The organism is Verrucosispora sioxanthis, from assembly GCF_010560025.1.
GTDB classification, from domain to species: domain Bacteria; phylum Actinomycetota; class Actinomycetes; order Mycobacteriales; family Micromonosporaceae; genus Micromonospora; species Micromonospora palythoicola.
Genome location: NZ_SAIY01000012.1, coordinates 49,960 through 69,165 on the forward strand (window position 1 = coordinate 49,960; position 19,206 = coordinate 69,165).

Below are 19,206 nucleotides of genomic sequence, written 5' to 3' on the forward strand. Positions count from 1 at the left end.
GTGCGTGCTGGCACTGGTGGCGGTCCATGCGCTGACAGCCGTGATCGCCCCCGGTCTGGTGCGACTCTGGGGGCGCAACGCGCTCTACCTGGTGGCGCTGGCACCGGGCGCGACGCTGATCTGGGCGCTCACCCACACCACCGGCGTACGCGACGGTGTGCCGGTGGTCGAGACGGCGCCGTGGGTTCCGCAACTCGGGCTGGAACTCGCCCTCCGGATGGGCACGCTGTCCTGGCTGATGGTGGTCCTCGTCGGTGGGGTCGGCGCGCTGGTGCTGGCCTACAGCGCCCGCTACTTCCGCACCGACGACCCCGGCCTCGGACGCTTCGCCGCCGTCTTCGTCGCCTTCGCCGGTGCGATGCTCGGCCTGGTGGTCTCCGACGACCTGCTGCTGCTCTACGTGTTCTGGGAACTGACCACCGTCTTCTCCTACCTGCTGATCGGCAGCGACCCGGCGAAGCGGGCCAGCCGGCGGGCCGCCATGCAGGCCCTGCTGGTGACGACGCTGGGCGGTCTGGCCATGCTCGCCGGGTTCGTCATGCTCGGCCGGCACGCCGGCAGTTTCCGCTGGTCCGAGATCGCCGGGAACCTGCCCGGTGGTGGCTACCTCACCGTCGCCGTGGTGCTGATCCTGCTCGGCGCCCTCAGCAAGTCGGCGATCTTCCCGTTCAGCTTCTGGCTGCCCGGTGCGATGGCGGCACCGACACCGGTCAGCGCGTACCTGCACGCCGCCGCCATGGTGAAAGGCGGCGTGTTCCTGGTCGCCCTGCTGGGGCCGGCGCTCGCCGAGGTCACCCCGTGGCGGCCGGTGCTGCTGACCGCCGGCCTGATCACCATGTTCCTCGGTGGGTGGACGGCGTTGCGCCAGGCCGACCTCAAGCTGCTGCTGGCCTACGGCACGGTCAGCCAGCTCGGCCTGCTGATGGTGATCCTCGGCGCCGGCACCCGCGACACCGCCCTGGCCGGTGCGGCGATGGTGCTCGCGCACGCGCTGTTCAAGGCCACTCTCTTCCTCACCGTCGGGATCATCGACCACGTCGCCGGCACCCGGGACCTGCGCGAACTGAGCGGGTTGGGTCGACGGGCGCCGGCGCTCGCCGTGGTCGCCGGACTCGCGGCGGCCTCGATGGCCGGCCTGCCGCCGATGGCCGGCTTCGTCGCGAAGGAAGCCGCCGTCGAGGCGCTGCTGCACGGCGGTGGGTCCGACCTGGTGGTGCTGGCCGGTGTGGTCCTCGGCTCGGCGCTGACCGTCGCGTACACGCTGCGGTTCCTCTGGGGAGCCTTCGCCGGTAAGCCGGGCGTCACGCCCGCCGAGGTGACGGCCGTGTCCTGGCCCTTCCTCGGCCCGGCGGCGGCGCTGGCCGTCGCCGGGGTCGCGGCCGGACTGCTCGCCCCGGCGGTGGACCGCCTGCTCGCCCCGTACGCCGACCGTTTTCCCGGCGCCGAGTCGGGCTACCACCTGGCGCTCTGGCACGGGCTGACCCCGGCGCTGGGGCTGTCGGTGCTGGCGGTGGCCGGCGGTGCCGCGCTGTTCCACCTGCTGCGCCGGGAACGGGTGCGGGCCACACTGCGGCTGCCCTTCGACAGCGCGACCGGCTACACGCGGGTCGTCGGTGCCGTCGACCGGCTGGCGGTGGAGCTGACCGGTGCCACCCAGCGTGGATCGTTGCCGTTCTACCTCGGCGTCATCCTGGTGGTGCTGGTGCTGCTACCCGGTGGGGCGCTGCTGATCGGGGCGCCCTGGCCGCGGCGGTTCCACGTCTGGGACACCCCCCTGCAGGGGGTTGCCGCCGCCGTGGTGATCGTGTCGGCGGTGCTGGCGGCCCGGGCTCTGCGCCGACTGACCGCGATGATCCTGGTCGGCGTCGCCGGCTACGGCACCGCGCTGCTGTTCATCCTGCACGGTGCCCCCGACCTGGCGCTCACCCAGTTCCTGGTGGAGACCGTCACCATCGTCATGTTCGTGCTGGTGCTGCGCCGTCTGCCGATCACGTTCTCGGAGCGGCCGATCCGGTCCAGCCGGCGTGGTCGCGTCGCGATCGGGATCGCGGTGGGCGCGGTCACCGCCGGCATGGCGTACGTCGCCACGGGCTCCCGTCAGGCCGTCCCGATCTCCGTCGGATTTCCCGACGAGGCGGTGTCGTACGGTGGTGGCAAGAACATCGTCAACGTGGCCCTGGTCGACATCCGAGCCTGGGACACGATGGGTGAGATCGCCGTGCTGGTGGTGGCCGCCACCGGCGTGGCCAGCCTGATCTTCCGGCGTTCGGGTGACCTGCACCGACGCGCCGAGATTCCCGGTGGCGGCCGGGCCGAGTCGACCTGGCCGCGTTGGATGACCACCGGTGCCACCACCCGCGCCCAGTCGGTGGTCCTCCAGGTGGTGACCCGGCTGCTCTTCCACGCCATCGTGCTCTTCTCCATCTACCTGCTGTTCAGCGGCCACAACGCCCCGGGTGGCGGCTTCGCCGCCGGCCTGGTGGCCGGTCTCGCGCTGGCCGTTCGTTACCTGGCCGGCGGGCGTACCGAACTCAACGGCGCGGCACCCGTCGACGCCGGTGTGGTGCTCGGCGCCGGGCTGTTCGTCGCCGTCGGCACCGGGGTGGGCGCGATGCTGCTCGGCGGCGAGTTCCTGCAGAGCGCGGTCCTCGACTTCCACCTGCCGGTGCTGGGGCACGTCCACTTCGTCACGTCGGTCTTCTTCGACGTCGGCGTCTACCTGATCGTCGTCGGTCTGGTGCTGGACATCCTGCGCAGTCTCGGCGCGGAGATGGACCGGCAGAGTGAGACCGAGGATGCCGAGATCCGGGAAAGGGAGCTGGTGTGACCCCCAACCTCACCTACGTGATCGTGGTCGGCGTGCTCGTCGCCGCCGGGGTGACACTGCTGCTGGAACGTAGCCTCACCCGGGTGCTGATGGGGGTCATCCTGCTCGGCAACGGCGTCAACCTGCTGCTGCTGACCGGCGGGCGGGCCGGTGGCGCGCCGATCGTCGGCACCACCGAGCCGGAGCAGATGAGCGATCCGCTGCCCCAGGCGATGATCCTCACCGCCATCGTCATCACCCTCGGCATGACCGCGTTCCTGCTCGCGCTGGCGTACCGCAGTTGGCATCTCAACGGGCACGACGAGGTGCAGGACGACGTCGAGGACCGTCGGATCATGGATCTCGCGATCCGCGACGAGGGTCCGGGCACCGCCGACACCGAGGGCGGCACCGACGACGGCGACGGCGAGCCGACCGGCGACCCCCGGCCGGTCGCCAATGTGGTGGAGGCGGGTCGGGCCGGATGACGTACCTCGTTCCGCTGCCGGTGGTGATGCCGCTGCTCGGCGCCGCACTGACGCTGCTGCTGCTCGGCCGGCCGCAGGCCCAGCGATGGGTCAGCCTCACCGTGCTCACCGCCACCGTGGCGGTGTCCGCCACGCTGCTGGTGCAGTCCAGCCTGCACGGTCCGCTGGTGGTGGAGGTCGGCGGCTGGGTCGCTCCGTTGGGCATCGTGCTGGTCGCCGACCAGTTGGCCGCACTGATGCTCGTGGTCTCGGCGGCGGTGACGCTCTGCGTGCTGGTGTACTCGATCGGGCAGGGTATGGCCGACGGCCACGAGGAGACGCCCCTGTCGGTCTACCACCCGACCTACCTGGTGCTGACCGCCGGTGTCTGCAACGCGTTCCTCTCCGGCGACCTGTTCAACCTCTACGTCGGTTTCGAGATCCTGCTGGTCGCCAGCTACGTCCTGCTGACCCTGGGCAGTACGGAGAACCGGATCCGCGCCGGCACCACCTACGTGGTGGTGAGCCTGCTCTCCTCGGTGATCTTCCTGATCGCGATCGGTCTGGTCTACGCCGCGACCGGCACGCTCAACCTCGCCCAACTCGTCGACCGGCTGGACACCCTGCCGGACGACCTGCGCCTGGTGTTGCAGGGCATGCTGCTGTTGGCCTTCGGGATCAAGGCGGCGGTCTTCCCGCTGTCCGCCTGGTTGCCCGACAGCTATCCGACGGCACCGGCCCCGGTCACCGCGGTCTTCGCCGGCCTGCTCACCAAGGTCGGTGTGTACGCGATCATCCGTACCGAGACGTTGCTGTTCCCCGGCGGACGCACGGCCACGCTGCTGCTGGTGACGGCGGTGCTGACCATGGTGGTCGGGATCCTCGGCGCGGTGGCCCAGTCGGACATCAAACGGCTGCTGTCGTTCACGCTGATCAGCCACATCGGCTACATGCTCTTCGGGGTGGGCCTCACCTCGTCGCTCGGCCTGTCCGCGGCGATCTTCTACGTGGTGCACCACATCACCATCCAGACCACCCTCTTCCTCGCCGCCGGTCTGGTCGAGCGCCGGGGCGGCAGCACCGCCCTGGACCGGCTCGGCGGCCTGGCGCGGCTGTCTCCGCTGCTCGCCGTGCTGTTCTTCGTGCCCGCACTGAACCTCGCCGGCATACCGCCGTTCTCCGGGTTCCTCGGCAAGTTCGGCCTGATCCAGGCGGGTGTCGACGACGGCGGTGCGCTGGCCTGGATCCTGGTGGCCGGCGGCCTGGTCACCAGCCTGCTCACCCTCTACGCCATCGCCCGCGTGTGGAATCTGGCCTTCTGGCGGACGCCGCACGCGGACATGCCGGCCGACGACGACGCCGCGGAGGCGGCCCGCACCGAGGGCGCGATGGAGCCCGACCGGAGCGGCGGGCGGTCGGGAGCGGTGCTGCCCGGCCTGATGATCGCGCCGACGCTCGCGCTGGTGGTGCTCGGGCTGGCGTTGACCGTGGTCGCCGGTCCACTGTTCGACCTCAGCACCGACGCCGCCGACGACCTGTTGCGGCGGACCCCGTACGTCGATGCCGTCTTCCCGGGAGGTGCGCCGTGAGGTCCGATCCGCCGACGCAGCCGACCGACCCGGCACGTCCGCCGCTGAGCCGTACGGCCCGGCGACGCAACCAGGTCGTCGCGGTGACCGCGTTGGTCGCCGTCTGGGTGCTGCTCTGGGGCACCTTGTCCTGGGCCAACATCATCGGTGGCCTGGTGGTGGCCGCCGTCCTGCTGGCCGTCTTCCCGCTGCCGCCGGTGACCTTCGCCGGCCGCGTCCGTCCGTTGCCGCTGCTCCGCTTCTGGCTGCACTTCCTGCGCGACCTCGTGGTGGCTTCCGCGCAGGTCGCCTGGCTGGCGGTGCGGGTCGGCCCCACTCCGCGGAGCGCGATCATCGCGGCGCGGCTGCGGGTCAACACCGACCTCAACCTCACGCTCACCGCCGAGGCGTTGTCGCTGCTGCCGGGCAGCCTGATCCTGGAGGCCGACCGGCGGACCGGCACGCTCTACATCCACGTGCTGGGCGTGACCAGCCGGGACGAGGTCGAACGGTTCCGCCGAGGCGTGCTGGAACTGGAGGCCCGCATCATCGAGGCCATCGGTTCACCCGAGGAGTTGCGCCGCGTCCGGGAGACCCCGGCCGACCGGGAAGGGGTACCCGCATGAGCGCGGTCGCCGTGATCGTCACCGTGCTGCTCGCCGCGGCCGGCGGGCTCACCCTCACCAGGATCATCCGTGGGCCGTCGATCCTCGACCGGGCCGTGGCCACCGACGTGCTGCTGGCCGTCATCGTCGCGGCGATCGCCACGGAGGCCGCCTACAGCCGGGACGCCACCGCGCTGCCGGTGCTCGTCGTCCTCGCCGTGCTCGGCTTCGTCGGCTCGGTGAGCGTCGCCCGGTTCGCCGCCCGACGCAACGACACGTCCACCTCGGCCACGTCGGACGGGAGCCGCAGATGAGCCTGGACGTGGCGGTCGACGTCGCGGCGTCGATCTGTCTGATCGCCGGGGCGTTGCTCAGCCTGGCCGCCGGGATCGCGTTGGTGCGCTTTCCCGACCTGCTCACCCGGATGCACGCCGCGGCCAAACCGCAGGTGCTGGGGCTGCTGCTGGTGCTGGTCGGCTGCGCGTTGCGGCTGCGTACCGGGGTGGACATCACCACGCTGGTGCTGGTCGGTGCCTTCTCCCTCGCCACGGCCCCGGTCGCGGCGCACATGGTCGGTCGGGCCGCGTACCCGCACGAGGACATCCGCACCGACCTGCTGGTCACCGACGAACTCGCCGCCCACCTGGACCGTGTCGCCGAGGAGCGGGAGCACTCGGCAGCGGCCTGACCAGTCCCTCGACGGCCGGCAGTCTCGCCCTTCGCACAACTGCGCCGGCCGGGACGGCGTCTGTTGTCCTGACCAATATCCATTGCGGGCGCGGCGAATCCTCCCTAGCCTTTCCGGCATCAGGTCGATCACGACGGGAGCCGGAAGGAGTATGCCGTGCGAGAACTGAACCGCAGCCAGGTCGGTCGTTGTTCGTGGTGCCCCGCCGTCGCGCTCGCCGGCAGATCCGCCCTCCTGACGACCAGCAGGTAGTCCCGGCGCTCGGCACGTCGCCGCAGGGCAGACCCTGACCGGCACGGATTCGCCGACGATTCCGCGACCGCCCCAACCGATCCGGGGCTGCCTGCCTCCGGCATCTCTCACACCAACCCGCCACCCGCGCCCCGCGCGGCCGTGGATCATGCAGTTGTGGTCACTCCAAATCGGGACAAAAGCTGCATTCCATCGACCACAGGTGCATGATCGGCGGGCTTCGCCGCAGAACCAGGAGAACATCACCATGGGTTTCAGCCTGCTCGCGGGAACGCGGGCGCCGGTGCGGGTGTGGACCGACCCGTACGCCATCGAACCGCAGGCCGCGCGGCAGCTGCGCAACATCGGCGCGCTGCCGTGGGTGCACGGCGTGGCGGTCATGCCCGACGTGCACTTCGGTAAGGGTGCCACGGTCGGCTCGGTCATCGCGATGCGGCAGGCGGTCTCACCGGCGGCCGTCGGAGTCGACATCGGCTGCGGCATGTCGGCGGTGCGTACCTCGCTGACCGCCGCCGACCTGCCCGACGACCTCGCCGGGCTGCGTCGGGCGGTCGAGGAGGCCATCCCGGTCGGCTTCGCCCAGCGCGACGAGCCGGTGGACCCGCGCCGGGTACGGGGGCTGGAACAGCGCGGCTGGGACGACTTCTGGCGGCGCTTCACCGACCTCGACCGGCGGGTGGCACAGCTGGAGACGCGGGCGAAGCGGCAGCTGGGCACCCTCGGTGGCGGCAACCACTTCATCGAGGTCTGTCTGGAACAGGGTGGCCTCGACGCCGGCCGGGTCTGGCTGATGCTGCACTCCGGATCCCGCAACATCGGTAAGGAACTGGCCGAGCGGCACATCGCGGTGGCCCGTCGGCTGCCCCACAACGCCGACCTGCCCGACCGGGACCTGGCGGTGTTCCTCGCCGGCACCACCGAGATGGACGCCTACCGCCGGGACCTGTGGTGGGCGCAGGAGTACGCGCGGCGCAACCGCGCCGTCATGCTCGCTGTCCTGATGAACCTGATCCGGGACCGGTTCCCGCAGGTCAGCTACGACGAACCGATCAGCTGCCACCACAACTACGTGGCGGAGGAAACCTATGAGGGGGTGGACGTGTTGGTGACGCGCAAGGGTGCCATCCGGGCCGGCCTCGGTGACCTGGGCATCATCCCCGGTTCGATGGGCACCGGCTCGTACATCGTCCGTGGCTCGGGCAACGACTGGAGCTACCGCTCGGCCTCGCACGGGGCGGGCCGGCGGATGTCCCGGGCCCAGGCGAAGCGGACGTACAGCACCGCGGACCTGGCGGCGCAGACGTCGGGTGTGGAGTGCCGCAAGGATGCCGGGGTGGTCGACGAGATCCCCGGCGCCTACAAGGACATCAACGAGGTGATGGCGCAGCAGGAGGACCTGGTCGAGGTGGTCGCCCACCTCAAGCAGGTGATCTGCGTCAAGGGCTGAGGTGCGGTCGGCGCCCGTCGGGGGGCGGGCGCCGGCCGTACCCGTCGTCCGCCGCCGAGATCTCCGCGTGCCAGTCCGGAGCGTGCGCCTCGGCGAGCCGGTGCCACGTGGCCGGGCCGCCCCTCAGGGGCCAGGCGCGGCTGGTGCCGTAACCGGTGCCGACGCCGCCCAGCTCGCGGGCGAAACGGCGGTGCGTGGCGGCGAGGGCGTCCGCCGCGCCGGGCGTGCCGGCGGCCACCTGGTGTCGGACGGCCTCGGTGGTCGTCGCGTAGCGGCGCACGGCGGTGTCCGTGTCGGCATCGACCTGGCGCTGGCTCACCGAGGAGAGTCTGAGCAGCGGCGGCGGTCCGTCCTCGGCGAGCGCGGCGGCCAGCCGATCGTGACCGTCCAGCACGACGTGGCAGTCGAGGCCGCTGATCCACCAGAGCAGCACCGGCGGCAGGACGCCCTCCCGGAACTGCTTCCGATAGGCCTTGACCCGACTGTCGCCGGGGCTGGCCAGCGGGCGAAGCGGCAGGATCTGCCGGTGCCGGTCCCCACCGAACCAGTCGATCCAGCCCCGATGCTGCGGCAGTGGAACGGGCATCCGCCGCTGGGATGTCCCGGAGTCCGGCTGCGCGGGCTCGCCGGCGATGACCCAGCGACCGGCATGCAACGGGCCGTCGCCGGTCCCGGTCAGCGCGGTAGCGAAGTGATGAGCCCACCGAGCCAGCCCGGCACCGCCCGCGTCGGCGGTGCCGACGGCCGCCGCCCGGGCCGCGCTTGTCGGCGGCACCGGCGAGCGGTGATGGCCCGTCGCGACGTACGCGACGCCGAAGTGGTCGTCAGCCACGTTGGCCAGCAGCAGGACGGCGTCGCCGCGCCGTAGCACGAGCAGGCCGCCCCCGGCTGCCTCCACCCGCAGGGCGGGGCGCGTCGGCTCTCCGACGTCGAGAACCAGCGCCTCCCACGCCCCCGCCGCGCTCGACGCGGGCAGATTCGACCTACGCACCACGGGCATCGTCTCGGCCACCGACCCATGCTCCCTCACCGTGGGCGCCGGCCGCCCACCGATTACCCCCGAGGGCGCGCCCCTCACCATGAACCGCACGGGACGACCGCCGAAAACGGTTTGACGGCCCCAATATTCTGATCCTCCGTGCCTTCGGCAGACCGTGAGTCGCGAGTGGGCCCTGCCCTCTCGACACTCAGGAGCCGCAATGCGCCGGGCACCCACCGTCACCGTTCTCCTCGGCACCGTCGTACTGGACATGCTCGGGCTCGGCCTGATCGTGCCGATCGTGCCGGCCCTGATGACGTCGGTCACCCAGGACGTCGCCGCCGCTGTCTTCTGGTCCGGCCTGCTCGGCTCGGTCTACGGGCTGCTCCAGTTCGTGGCCGCGCCGCTGCTCGGGAGGCTGTCCGACCGCTACGGCCGCCGTCCGGTCCTGCTCGTGTCGCTCACCTGCCTCGGCGTCGACTGGTTGGCCCACGCGGCGTCGCCCAGCCCGTGGACCCTGCTGGCGTTCCATGCTGTCGCTGGTGCCTGCGCGGGCACGTACACAGTGGTCAACGCCTATCTCGCCGACGTCACGGAACCCGGGGCGCGGGCGCAGGCGTACGGGCTGGTCGGCGCCGCGTTCGGGCTCGGCTTCGTCGCCGGTCCGCTCCTCGGTGGCCTGCTCGGCGCGGTCGACGTACGCCTGCCGTTCGTCGTCGCCGCCGCGCTCTGCTTCGCCAACGTCGCCTACGGCTGGTTCGTCCTGCCGGAGTCGCGTCCCGGTGACCCGAGCACCCCATTGACCCTGCGGCTGGCGAACCCGGTCGGTGCCATCGCCGCCGTCCTGCGCCGACCGGTGCTCGGCCGCCTCGCCCGCGCCCGATTCTGCGCCGACGTCGCCCGGATGACGCACCAGTCGACCTGGACGTTCTTCCTCACCCACCAGTTCACCTTCGGCACCACTCAGATCGGCGTCGTGCTGGCCGTCTGCGCGCTAGCCGGCGCGCTCTACCAGGCCCGGGCCGTGGGACCGCTGGTGCGGCGTCTCGGCGACAAGCGCGCCGCGGTGCTCGGCAGCCTCCTCGGTGTCACCTCGCTCTGCGGTACGGCGTTCGTGTCGGTGCCGTGGCTGCTCTATCTCCTGTGCGCGGTCGGCGTGCTCGGCTCGCTCGCGGGTGCCGCCGCACAGTCATGGATCTCCCGTGCTGTTCGGTCCGCCGAACAGGGCGCCGTGCAGGGCGCGCTGACCGGCATCGGTGCCGTCGCGGAAACCGTCGTGCCGATCACGGCCGGAGTGGCGTTCGGCTGGTCGCTGACGTACGCGTCGCCGGGCTTGGTTTATCTTGGCGCGGCCGTCTTCGCGGCCGGGGCGGCGCTGCTGCTGGCCGCGACGCCCGACGTCGCGCACGGGCGGTGAAGTGGATGTCAGGTGATGGTCGACCGCCACAGCCACCGCAGCGCGTCGGGCAGGAGGACGCCGCCGTGGTTGGGGTTGTGGCCACCGTCGCCGAGCACGAGCCGGAAGTCGTAGCCGGCCTCGGCCAGGGCGGCCGCGACCCGCAGGTTGTGGGAGAGCCAGTTGCGGCGCGGCTCGTTCCAGTGCAGATCCCGATGACCGGCCTGCATGAAGATGCGTAGGGGTTTGCGGGCTTCGTTGGCGATGGGTTGCGGGTACGGATTCCCGCCGGGCATCTGGGCGAAGCTGGACAGGCAGCACAGCACCCGCCGGAACCTGTCCGGGCGTAGCCAGGCGGCGGTGAACGCGGCGTTGCCGCCGCTGCTGCCGCCACAGATGGCCCATCGGTCCGGGTCGTCGGCGATCGAGTAGCGTTCCGTGACCTGCGGGATGATCTCGGTCAGCAGGAAGGTGACGAGGCGGTCGTCGAACGCGTCGTACTCGACGTTGCGGTTCTTCGGCTGCTCGGCATCGACGAGGACGCCAGGTTCGACGAACAGGCCGACGGTGACCGGGATGTCGCCGCGATGGATGAGATTGTCCAGGACGATCGCGCCACGGACCTCGCCAGCCGGATCCAGGTACCACTGCCCGTCGAGGAACACGATCAGCGAAGCCGGCCGCGAGGGATCGTACCGGTCCGGCAGATGGATCCAGAACTTCCGTGACGTGCCCGGATAGACGGTGCTTTCATCCCAGCCGAACTCGATGGTCTGACCTCTCGGCGTGCCCGGCTGTTGGTGGGAGTCGGGGCCGTGGCGGTAGCGGACGTCCGACTGATCGATGGCGAGGGAACGGAACGGCACCTCAACGGTCACCCGGCGACGCTACGAGCCGTCGTCACGTCGGGCAACGGCATTCACCGTCGTTGCGGCTGTCAGGGCGGTGATGGCGCGGCGGACGCGGCTGGGCGCCGCCGGGTTCGCCCCGTCGGTGAGGGCGACGTGGTGCAGCGCCCCGACCACCGCCACCGCCAGCGCGTCGGTGTCGGCGGCGGCGGGTAGTCGTCCGATGTGCCGCTCGGCGGCCAGGTAGCCGGCGACGGTGCGTTCGAGTGCCGGCAGCGCGGCGTTTCCGCTGCCCAGTACCGCTTCGACGGCCTGCGTCAGGGTCGGCCGGTGGGCGAAGAGTCGGGTGACGGCCAGCAGCGTGGTCATCGGGGTGGCGAGCAGCGCCTCGCCGAGGTTCGCGTCGACGGTGCCGGTGCCGGCGCGTTCGCCGAGCCCGGCCGCGTTGGCGGCGATCTGGAAGCTCCGGTCGACCGCGTAACCGGTCAGGAAGTCGTCGAAGCTGGCGAAGTGGGCGAACAGCAAGCCGGTGGCGACGCCGCCTTCCCGGGTCACGGCCCGGCTGGTGAGCTGACTGGGCCCCGCTGCCGCGATCAGGCGTTCCGCGGCGGCGAAGAGGTGCTGCCGGGGTTCGGTGATGGCGACTCCGCGTGGCATGCCGGCAGTCTACGCACACTTGCGCTCGGATGAGCACACGCTCATCATGTTTGAGCAAATGCTCATTATAGGGGGTCCGAATGAAGCGAACCGTGATCGTCGGTGCGGGCATCGCCGGTCTCGCCACCGCCCTGCGCCTGGCGCGTGACGGTTGGCAGCCGATCGTCGTGGAACGTGCGCCGGCCCGGCGCAGTGGCGGTTACCTGGTGAACCTGCTGGGTCGGGGCTACGACGCCGCCGAGCGACTCGACCTGGTTCCCGCCCTCGCCGAGCGCGCGCTGGGCCTGTTCACCACCGTGCTGGTCCGGGCGGACGGTCGGCCGAAGCTCACGGTGCCCTCGGTCGTCGCGGAGGCCGCACTGGGCCCCCGCGCCATGACGGTGTTCCGGGGCGATCTGGAGGGCGTGCTGTACGACGCGGTCCGCGACCGGGTCGAGATCCGCTTCGGCATCACCGTCGATGCCGTCGACCAGGACGCCGACCGGGTGGCGATCACCCTCAGCGACGGCACCACCGAGGAGGCCGATCTGCTCGTCGGCGCCGACGGCGTGCACTCCGCGACTCGGACGACACTGTTCGGTGCCGGTCATCGGGTCGACCTGCCGTACGTGGTGGCGGCCTTTCCGCTCGCCCGCCCGCCCGAGGGCGTGCCCGCCTCGTCCGCCACCACGTTCATCGGTCCGGGACGTACGGCGGCGCTCGTCAACCTGGGTCCGGGGCGCTCCTCGGCCTTTGCCACCTACCGTTGCGCGGACCCGGACCGGGAGTTGGCGCGCGGGCCGGTGCCCGCGTTACGCGCCGCCTTCGCCGACCTGGCCGGCGGCGTTCCCGAGGCGCTGCGTGACCTGGAGGCCGATCCGGCCGTCGCCTACTTCGACCGGGTCAGCCAGGTGAAGGTGCCGCAGTGGAGCGTCGGTCGGGCGGTTCTGCTCGGTGACGCGGCCTGGTGCGTCAGCCTCTTCGCCGGGCACGGCGCGGCCCTGGCGCTCGCCGGTGCCGACCGGCTCGGCGCCGCCCTGACCCGGCACGGCGACGACATCCGGTCGGCGTTGACGCAGTGGGAAGCCGGCCTGCGCGCCGAGGTCACCAAGCGGCAGGCGCTCGCCCGCCGTGGCATGTACCAGTACGCACCGCCGAGTGGCCTGCACGTCTGGCTGAACGAGGTCGCGATTCGGGCGGTCACCCTGCCTGGCATCCGCGGCCTCGTCCGTCGCGGCATCGAACGCCAGAACCGGTGACCGCGTGGCCGACCCGGCGTGCGGTGGGTCAGCCGTACGGGTCGAAGGGGATCCCGGCGGGCTTGGCGGCGGCGAGCAGGTACTCGAACGAGCCATCTTTGATCTTGATGGTGGCGGCGCCGAAGTCGGCGTCCATCAGCCGGGTGCGCAGCTCGGTGCTGGGCCAGCCGTTCCAGTCGACCACCGGTGGGTAGTGCCAGACGTGGTAGTGGTTCTCCGGCGGCTCGTCGTTGTTGTTGGCGAGCCGGAAGAAATGCGTCGACGCGCCGTCCTTGTGGTAGACGACCTTCGGATGGGTGCCGTCGAACCGCACCTGCGAGCGCGGGTAGGTGCGCCGGCTGCTGTGTTGGGTGGTGCTCACGTACTCGACCCGGTTGGCTGCCTGGTCGACCCAGGAGATGACGTGCTCCCAGTCGTGCCGATGGCCGCCGAGGCCGCTGCCATGCACGGCCTGGTCCTTCTCGAAGTAGCTGGCGTAGACGATCGCGCACCAGCCGTTGTTGCACTTGGCGCGGGCGTACGTCTGCGACATGTCCAGATCGGAGCGGTCCCGGCAGCTGCCGTTGATCGCCCCGGTGGTCTTCAGCCCGCCGTTGATCGTGCCGTCCGGGCTGATCGCCGACACGGCGTAGCAGCCGTCGGTGTCGTAGTCGTAGGCGGGCGAGAACGACGACTCGTAACCGCCGGCGTTGTGCGGCAGGTTGGGCAGTGAGTTCGCGTGTGCCGGTGCCGCCGGGACCAGGATGCCGAGCGCGGCCAGCCCGGCGACGAGCCGGGCCAGCCAGCGCCGGTCGGACCCCGGCGGCTGGCCGGTGGTGGATGTCGGTGGGGGAGATGACGGCGATGACACGGGATCCATTCGTCGCCTTCCTGGGCCGGAGCGCTTGTCGGGGCGCCGATGCGTGAGCATCTATATCTCACGTTGGTAGGAGGCCGGTCAACGCTGAACGCGAGGCGGATTCATTAACTGTCGGTGGGGCCGGACGCGCCTGCGTCACCGAGCCGCTGTCAACGCGGCCATCCGGCCAGCCGCGCGTCGATCCGGGACGAGCCCCGGGGCGGAACGGTCTACCGGGCGGCGGCCAGGGTCACCGGCACCGCGACCACCTTCGTGCGGGAACCGTCGTCGGCGGACACCTCGTACACCTCGATCGTGCCGGCCTGGGCGGCCGGCAGCCGGTATCGCACGGCGACCCGGTAGGCGCCCCGGCAGCCGGTGCCGCAGGTGGCGGTGGTGAAGGCGGTGGCGAGCTGGCGGCCGGCGGCGTCGAGCACCCGGACGCTGACTGTTCCCTCGAACACGTCGGCGCTGCCGGTGACGGTGACCGGGCTGTTCACCCGGTCGCCGATGACCGGTCCGGTGACCACGATCGGTGGCAGCAGGTCGGTGTGGGCGGCGCGGCCGGCTGGCGCGGCGGTGCCGAAGTCGACCTGTCGCACGGTGGGGAACTGGGTGAGGGTGTAGACCACCTGCGCCTCGCGTAGCCGGGCGGTGACCGGGTCGGCCACGGCGGCCAGCCGGACGCTGGCGACGCCGTCGGCGATCCGGCTCACCTCGGCGCCGTCGGGCAGCAGGGTGACCAGGCCGGCGTCGGCCTCGCGTCGGGTCGGCCCCGCGGCCAACTCGGCCAGGGCCAGTCGGGAGGTGGCCACGGTGGCGGGTCGGGTGCGTCGGGTCGGAACGAGCCGCCCGTCCCGGACGTACCACAGCTCCAGGGTGAGGGTCGCCGGCCGGGCGACTCCGGTGGTGCCGTGGCGCCGGCGCGCGGCGTGGCTGGTGCGGAGGTGTCGGTGGGCGGCGACGCGATGCTGGCGGACGGGCCGGCGCTGGTGGGGGCGGGCGCGGTCGGCGCGGTGGCGGTCGGCGCGGGGCCGAGCGAGCCGGACCGCGCCGGCGCGCACCCGGCGACCAGCAGCACCAGGGCGACAAGCGTCACGAGTCGGCGGCGGCTCATCCGGTGCCGCCGGTCGGCTCCTGTCCGAGCGTGCCGGACAGTTCCGAAGGCGCCCGCGCGGAGCCGGTGCGCTCCGCCGTCGGTACGCGGGGCAGGTCGAGCCGGAAGCGGGTGCCGACGCCGGGGGTGCTGTGCACGGTCAACCGGCCGCCGAGCAGTCGGGCGTTCTCCAGGGCAATGGCCAGACCGAGCCCGCTGCCTCCGCCGGAGCGGGCCGGGTCGACCTTGTGGAAGCGGTCGAACAGGCGGGGCAGGTGCTCGGCGGGGATGCCCGGCCCCTGGTCGTCGACGTCGACGTGCACCCGGTCTCCAGCGCGGGCCGTCCGGACCCGGACCGCACCGGTGCCGTGCTGCACCGCGTTGGCGATCAGGTTGCCCAGCACCCGCTCCAGTCGGCGCGGGTCGGTGCGCAGCCACAGTGGGCCGCCGTCGACTGTCACCCGATCAGACCAGCCGCGCGCGGCCACGATCCGGCGCACCAGGACCGGCGCGTCCACGTCGGTCACGCTCACCGCCTCCCGCCCGGCGTCCAGCCGGGAGATCTCCATTAGGTCCTCCACCAGCCGGCGCAGCCGGACCACGTCGGTGACCAGCAGCTCACCGGCGCGCCGGGCGTCGCCGGGCAGTTGGTCGAGGTGGTCGCGCAGCAGCGAGGCCGCCCCCACCAGCGCGGTCACCGGGGTACGAAGTTCGTGCGCCACGTCGGCGGTGAACCGCCGCTCCCGTTCCTGCGCGCGGTGCAGGGCGGCGATCTTCGCCTCCAGCGCCTCGGCCATCTCGTTGAACGACGCGGCCCACCCGCTGAACTCGTCCCGCCCGGCCACCGGCAGCCGGGTGGCGAGCAGACCCTCGGTGATGGCCCGCGCGGCCCGGCTGGCCCGCCCCACCGGTTCCAGGGTGCGCCGGGCGAGGGTGTGCCCGACCGTGGCGGCCAGCAACACCACGAGCACCCAGCCGGCGCCGAGCGCGTTGCGGAGCTGCTCCAGCCCGGCGGCGAGGTCCCGCTCGTCGGTGATGACGTACAACTCGGCGGTCGAGCCGGGAATCCGCCCGCCCACCACGAGCAGCCGGGTCGGTTCGAAGCTGCGCTGGTAGCCGAGTTGCCCGGCCGCGACGGTGCTGCGCAGCCGCTCGGTCAGCGGCGGCGCGTACGCCGGGTCCGAGGGCCAGGTGTCCCCGGCGATCAGCACCACGTGCCGGCCGCTGCCCTCGAAGCTGGTCAACAGTTCGGTGCGGCGCTGCTCGGTCAGCGGCAGGAACTGCCCGGCGAGCACCAGCCGGTACCGGGCGTCGGCCGCGGCGGCGTGCAGCGACGCGTCGTAGCGGGCCTGCCGCAGCAGCAGGTACGACCCACCGGCGAGCACCCCGGCGGAGATCCCGGCGACCAGCACGAACGCGATGGTCAGCCGGCGGCGCAACCGGCCGGGGCGGACCGTCTGCCGGTCCGCTGGCGTCCGCGGTGGCGGCTTGCTGCCCATCGCCGTCGCCCGCTCACCCGGCGACGAGCTTGTATCCGGCGCCGCGTACCGTGCGGATCAGCCGAGGGTTGCCCGGGTCGGCCTCGACCTTGGCGCGCAGCCGCTGCACCGCCACGTCGACGAGCCGGCTGTCGCCGAGGTAGCTGTGGTTCCACACGCGGTCCAGCAGCAGCTCCCGGGTGAACACCTGTCCGGGTCGGCGGGCCAGCTCCAGCAGCAGCCGGAACTCGGTCGTGGTCAGCGGCAGCTCGGCACCGTCCCGGCGGGCCACGAACGCGCCGGGGTCGATCTCCAGGTCGCCGACCCGCAGCGGCCCGGGCTCGGGCGGCACCACCGCCCGGCGTAGCACCGAACGGACCCGGGCCACCAACTCGGGCAGGTCGAAGGGCTTGCGCAGGTAGTCGTCGGCGCCACATTCGAGGCCGACCACCACGTCGATGGTGTCGGTCCGGGCAGTGAGCATGAGGATCGGCACCGCACTGCTGCGTCGGATCTCCCGACACACCTCAAGGCCGTCGACGCCGGGCAGCATGACGTCCAGCACGATCAGATCGACGGTCCCGGCCCGCCAGGTGGCCAGAGCCTGCCGGCCATCCGCGGCGGTCGCCACCCGGAAACCGGCGCGGCGCAGCCCGAGGGCGATGACCTCCCGGATGGAGGCGTCGTCCTCGACCACCAGCACACGGCCGTCCATGATGCACCCAGGGTAGTCCCGGACGGTCGGCAGGTCGCTCGGCGTGACGGGCGACGACGGGGGGCCGGCCGGCGCCGGACCCCCGTCGCGGCGGTCGGTCATTCCTGCCACTGGTGTGCCACGTCGAGCACGATCCGGCTGTGGTCCCCGGGGCCGGTCAGCACGAACACCCGGAACGGCAGCCGGGCGCGGACGCCGACAGCGAAGGTGCTGTAGCCCTCGAAACTGCCGCCGAAGACCACGTCGCGCAGGGTCTGGTAGCGCAGCACGTTCGCCACGTGCTCGCCGGTCCGGTACGGCACCGTCGCGAGGTGCTCGTCGTCGTACGCCGGGGCGCGCAGCGAGACCCGCAGCAGCGCGCCACCGGCGGTGTACGGCGACAGCGCCAACCCTTCGCCCTCGGTGTACGTCTCGCCGTAGCCGACGGAGTAGCCGGTGACCGGGCCGTCGAACTCGAACACCACCCGGTCGTGACAGTCGTGCCGACCGGTTCGTACGTCGACGAGCGGCGCGGAGCTGAGCGCCCCGGCGGTCTTGTCGCCGCTGCCCCAGGTGATCCCGCAGTACGGTGAGCCGGTCGCCGCCTGCCTGGCGGCGGTGGGTGCGGCTGTGGCGGTCGCGGCGATCAGCGTGGCGAGCGCCACGACCAGCGTGGTGACGGTCCTTCTGATCCTCATTTTCTGCTCCCTTCCGGCCCGCCGATTCCTGAGACGTGCGGGCTCGACCTGGTGAAGTCCCACCGTCGCGTCGCTACGCCACGGCAGTTTCGCCGTGGCGTAACGCGCGGGTAACAGCGGTGGGCGGTATGACGCTTTCGCGATGACTACCAGCGAAGGGCGGCCATTAATATTCACGCACATCGATAGCGGCGTGTCGGCGCGCCGCTCAGTCCGCAGGGAGTGCGTGATGATCCGACGACAACTGCTGCGCGCGGCCACCGCCGCGCTGGCGGCGGTGCTGGCGGCGACGGGGCTTCAGGTGGCCACCGCCGCCGGCGCCTCGGCGGCCCGGACCGTCTACTACGACGCCAGCCGGGCCGGCGAGTTCCGGACCAACTTCGACCAGGCCGCGCAGATCTGGAACAGCCGGGTCAGCAACGTGCGGCTGGCGCCCGGCACGCCCGCGAGCGTCACCATCTACGTCGACAGCGGCTGGCCCCGGGCGCAGGTCACCGGGCTCGGCTCCGGACGCATCTGGATGGGCTGGCAGGCGGTCGACCAGGGCTACCACCGCACCCGGATCGCCACCCACGAGTTCGGTCACATCCTCGGTCTGCCCGACCGGCGCACCGGGCTCTGCTCCGATCTCATGTCCGGCAGCAGCGCGCCGGTGTCCTGCACCAACGCCTACCCCAGTGCCGCCGAGGCGAGCCGGGTCAACCAGCTCTTCGCCGGCAGCAGGAGCGCGTCGGCCGCCGGCAGCTACACCTGGACCGAGGACACCGGGGTCGGGATCCTCGTGGTCAACGGTCGCCCGGCCACCGAGAACTACCCGTGGCTGGTCTACACCTCCGGCTGCACCGGCACCCTGATCAAGTCCAACTGGATGGTCACCGCCAAGCACTGCCCGACCCCGTCGTCGGTGCGGGTGGGCAGCATCAACCGCACCAGCGGCGGCACTGTCGTCCGGGTCAGCCGGGCGGTCAACCACCCGAGCATCGACGTCAAGCTGTTCCAACTCGCCAGCTCGGTCAGCTACGCGCCCGCGCCGATCCCGACCAGCTCCGGTGCCGTCGGCACGGCCACCCGGATCATCGGCTGGGGCCAGACCTGCGCACCCCGGGGCTGCGGCTCCGCGCCTACCGTGGCACACGAGCTGGACACCTCGATCGTGGCCGACAGCCGGTGCAGCGGCATCAACGGCCCGTACGAGATCTGCACCAACAACACCAACGGCAACGCCGGCGCCTGCTACGGCGACTCCGGCGGCCCGCAGGTGCGCCGGATCAACGGCGTGTGGAACGTGATCGGCGCGACCAGCCGAGCCGGTAACAACAGCTCCACCTGCGCCACCGCCCCGTCCATCTACGGTGACCTGACCTCGATCCGCTCCTGGATCAACACCCAGGTCGGCGGCCTGCCCTCCTGACCCGCACCGCCGTGATCATGCAGGTGTGGTGCCCCACGAA

18 protein-coding genes are annotated in these 19,206 nt (G+C 72.0%); 10 read left to right on the forward strand and 8 right to left on the reverse strand.

What is annotated here, in order from left to right:
* Positions 1-4 precede the first annotated feature (4 nt).
* The 7 genes from ENC19_RS26485 to ENC19_RS26515 all read left to right on the forward strand — a co-directional run bounded on the left by ENC19_RS26485 (position 5) and on the right by ENC19_RS26515 (position 7,833).
* The gene (locus tag ENC19_RS26485) at positions 5-2,827 is read left to right on the forward strand and encodes a Na+/H+ antiporter subunit A (protein ID WP_164449794.1); all 2,823 of its coding nucleotides are present in this window, start codon (positions 5-7) and stop codon (positions 2,825-2,827) included.
* Positions 2,824-3,294 (forward strand): Na(+)/H(+) antiporter subunit C, encoded by a 471-nt coding sequence (locus ENC19_RS26490; RefSeq protein WP_164449795.1) that lies wholly within the window; start codon positions 2,824-2,826, stop codon positions 3,292-3,294. The genes ENC19_RS26485 and ENC19_RS26490 overlap by 4 nt, the downstream gene beginning before the upstream one ends.
* The gene (locus ENC19_RS26495) at positions 3,291-4,862 is read left to right on the forward strand and encodes a Na+/H+ antiporter subunit D (RefSeq protein ID WP_164449796.1); all 1,572 of its coding nucleotides are present in this window, start codon (positions 3,291-3,293) and stop codon (positions 4,860-4,862) included. Before ENC19_RS26490 ends, ENC19_RS26495 begins: the two co-directional genes overlap by 4 nt.
* Positions 4,859-5,467 (forward strand): Na+/H+ antiporter subunit E, encoded by a 609-nt coding sequence (locus ENC19_RS26500; protein ID WP_164449797.1) that lies wholly within the window; start codon positions 4,859-4,861, stop codon positions 5,465-5,467. Before ENC19_RS26495 ends, ENC19_RS26500 begins: the two co-directional genes overlap by 4 nt.
* On the forward strand, positions 5,464-5,760 hold the full coding sequence (locus tag ENC19_RS26505; RefSeq protein ID WP_164449798.1) for a monovalent cation/H+ antiporter complex subunit F: 297 nt from the start codon (positions 5,464-5,466) through the stop codon (positions 5,758-5,760). Before ENC19_RS26500 ends, ENC19_RS26505 begins: the two co-directional genes overlap by 4 nt.
* Positions 5,757-6,134 (forward strand): monovalent cation/H(+) antiporter subunit G, encoded by a 378-nt coding sequence (mnhG, locus tag ENC19_RS26510; RefSeq protein ID WP_164449799.1) that lies wholly within the window; start codon positions 5,757-5,759, stop codon positions 6,132-6,134. Before ENC19_RS26505 ends, mnhG begins: the two co-directional genes overlap by 4 nt.
* A 499-nt stretch (positions 6,135-6,633) precedes the next feature.
* Complete coding sequence (locus tag ENC19_RS26515) at positions 6,634-7,833, forward strand: RtcB family protein (protein WP_164449913.1); 1,200 nt, start codon at positions 6,634-6,636, stop codon at positions 7,831-7,833.
* Here the strand turns inward: ENC19_RS26515 and ENC19_RS26520 are convergent.
* Complete coding sequence (locus ENC19_RS26520) at positions 7,823-8,824, reverse strand: hypothetical protein (protein ID WP_164449800.1); 1,002 nt, start codon at positions 8,822-8,824, stop codon at positions 7,823-7,825. The two genes, ENC19_RS26515 and ENC19_RS26520, sit on opposite strands and share 11 nt — an antisense overlap.
* Before the next feature lie 208 nt (positions 8,825-9,032).
* Here ENC19_RS26520 and ENC19_RS26525 point away from each other — a divergent pair, with 208 nt between their 5' ends.
* Positions 9,033-10,229 (forward strand): MFS transporter, encoded by a 1,197-nt coding sequence (locus ENC19_RS26525; RefSeq protein WP_164449801.1) that lies wholly within the window; start codon positions 9,033-9,035, stop codon positions 10,227-10,229.
* 8 nt (positions 10,230-10,237) lie between these two features.
* Here the strand turns inward: ENC19_RS26525 and ENC19_RS26530 are convergent, their stop codons facing one another.
* Together ENC19_RS26530 and ENC19_RS26535 are read right to left on the reverse strand one after the other, a co-directional pair.
* Positions 10,238-11,086, reverse strand: coding sequence for an alpha/beta hydrolase (locus tag ENC19_RS26530; protein ID WP_164449802.1), 849 nt, complete (start codon positions 11,084-11,086; stop codon positions 10,238-10,240).
* A 9-nt stretch (positions 11,087-11,095) separates the two neighbouring features.
* Positions 11,096-11,713 (reverse strand): TetR family transcriptional regulator, encoded by a 618-nt coding sequence (locus ENC19_RS26535; RefSeq protein WP_164449803.1) that lies wholly within the window; start codon positions 11,711-11,713, stop codon positions 11,096-11,098.
* A gap of 80 nt (positions 11,714-11,793) precedes the next feature.
* Here ENC19_RS26535 and ENC19_RS26540 point away from each other — a divergent pair, with 80 nt between their 5' ends.
* A complete protein-coding gene (locus ENC19_RS26540; protein WP_164449804.1) occupies positions 11,794-12,951 on the forward strand; it encodes an FAD-dependent oxidoreductase in 1,158 nt (385 codons plus the stop codon).
* A 28-nt stretch (positions 12,952-12,979) separates the two neighbouring features.
* Here the strand turns inward: ENC19_RS26540 and ENC19_RS26545 are convergent, their stop codons facing one another.
* The 5 genes from ENC19_RS26545 to ENC19_RS26565 all read right to left on the reverse strand — a co-directional run bounded on the left by ENC19_RS26545 (position 12,980) and on the right by ENC19_RS26565 (position 17,755).
* Positions 12,980-13,810, reverse strand: coding sequence for an NPP1 family protein (locus ENC19_RS26545; protein ID WP_164449805.1), 831 nt, complete (start codon positions 13,808-13,810; stop codon positions 12,980-12,982).
* Positions 13,811-14,019: 209 nt separating this feature from the next.
* Positions 14,020-14,853 (reverse strand): Gmad2 immunoglobulin-like domain-containing protein, encoded by an 834-nt coding sequence (locus ENC19_RS26550; protein ID WP_328824389.1) that lies wholly within the window; start codon positions 14,851-14,853, stop codon positions 14,020-14,022.
* A gap of 49 nt (positions 14,854-14,902) precedes the next feature.
* Positions 14,903-16,384: a sensor histidine kinase gene (locus tag ENC19_RS26555; protein ID WP_164449806.1), complete on the reverse strand. Its 1,482-nt coding sequence runs from the start codon at positions 16,382-16,384 to the stop codon at positions 14,903-14,905.
* Positions 16,385-16,397: 13 nt separating this feature from the next.
* Positions 16,398-17,078: a response regulator transcription factor gene (locus ENC19_RS26560; protein WP_164449807.1), complete on the reverse strand. Its 681-nt coding sequence runs from the start codon at positions 17,076-17,078 to the stop codon at positions 16,398-16,400.
* 98 nt (positions 17,079-17,176) lie between these two features.
* On the reverse strand, positions 17,177-17,755 hold the full coding sequence (locus ENC19_RS26565; RefSeq protein ID WP_208021029.1) for an AMIN-like domain-containing (lipo)protein: 579 nt from the start codon (positions 17,753-17,755) through the stop codon (positions 17,177-17,179).
* Between the two features lie 229 nt (positions 17,756-17,984).
* On the opposite strand from ENC19_RS26565, the gene ENC19_RS26570 reads away from it, so the two are divergent.
* Entirely contained in the window at positions 17,985-19,166 is a 1,182-nt protein-coding gene (locus ENC19_RS26570) for a snapalysin family zinc-dependent metalloprotease (protein WP_164449808.1), read from the forward strand.
* The last annotated feature ends 40 nt before the right edge of the window (positions 19,167-19,206 follow it).

Coding starts and splice junctions, on each gene's coding strand:
- ENC19_RS26495 (WP_164449796.1), top strand. CDS start 3,291: ATGACGTACCTCGTTCCGCTGCCGGTGGTGATGCCGCTGCTCGGCGCC.
- ENC19_RS26505 (WP_164449798.1), top strand. CDS start 5,464: ATGAGCGCGGTCGCCGTGATCGTCACCGTGCTGCTCGCCGCGGCCGGC.
- mnhG (WP_164449799.1), top strand. CDS start 5,757: ATGAGCCTGGACGTGGCGGTCGACGTCGCGGCGTCGATCTGTCTGATC.
- ENC19_RS26515 (WP_164449913.1), top strand. CDS start 6,634: ATGGGTTTCAGCCTGCTCGCGGGAACGCGGGCGCCGGTGCGGGTGTGG.
- ENC19_RS26525 (WP_164449801.1), top strand. CDS start 9,033: ATGCGCCGGGCACCCACCGTCACCGTTCTCCTCGGCACCGTCGTACTG.
- ENC19_RS26535 (WP_164449803.1), bottom strand. CDS start 11,713: ATGCCACGCGGAGTCGCCATCACCGAACCCCGGCAGCACCTCTTCGCC.
- ENC19_RS26540 (WP_164449804.1), top strand. CDS start 11,794: ATGAAGCGAACCGTGATCGTCGGTGCGGGCATCGCCGGTCTCGCCACC.
- ENC19_RS26545 (WP_164449805.1), bottom strand. CDS start 13,810: ATGGATCCCGTGTCATCGCCGTCATCTCCCCCACCGACATCCACCACC.
- ENC19_RS26555 (WP_164449806.1), bottom strand. CDS start 16,384: ATGGGCAGCAAGCCGCCACCGCGGACGCCAGCGGACCGGCAGACGGTC.
- ENC19_RS26560 (WP_164449807.1), bottom strand. CDS start 17,078: ATGGACGGCCGTGTGCTGGTGGTCGAGGACGACGCCTCCATCCGGGAG.
- ENC19_RS26565 (WP_208021029.1), bottom strand. CDS start 17,755: ATGAGGATCAGAAGGACCGTCACCACGCTGGTCGTGGCGCTCGCCACG.
- ENC19_RS26570 (WP_164449808.1), top strand. CDS start 17,985: ATGATCCGACGACAACTGCTGCGCGCGGCCACCGCCGCGCTGGCGGCG.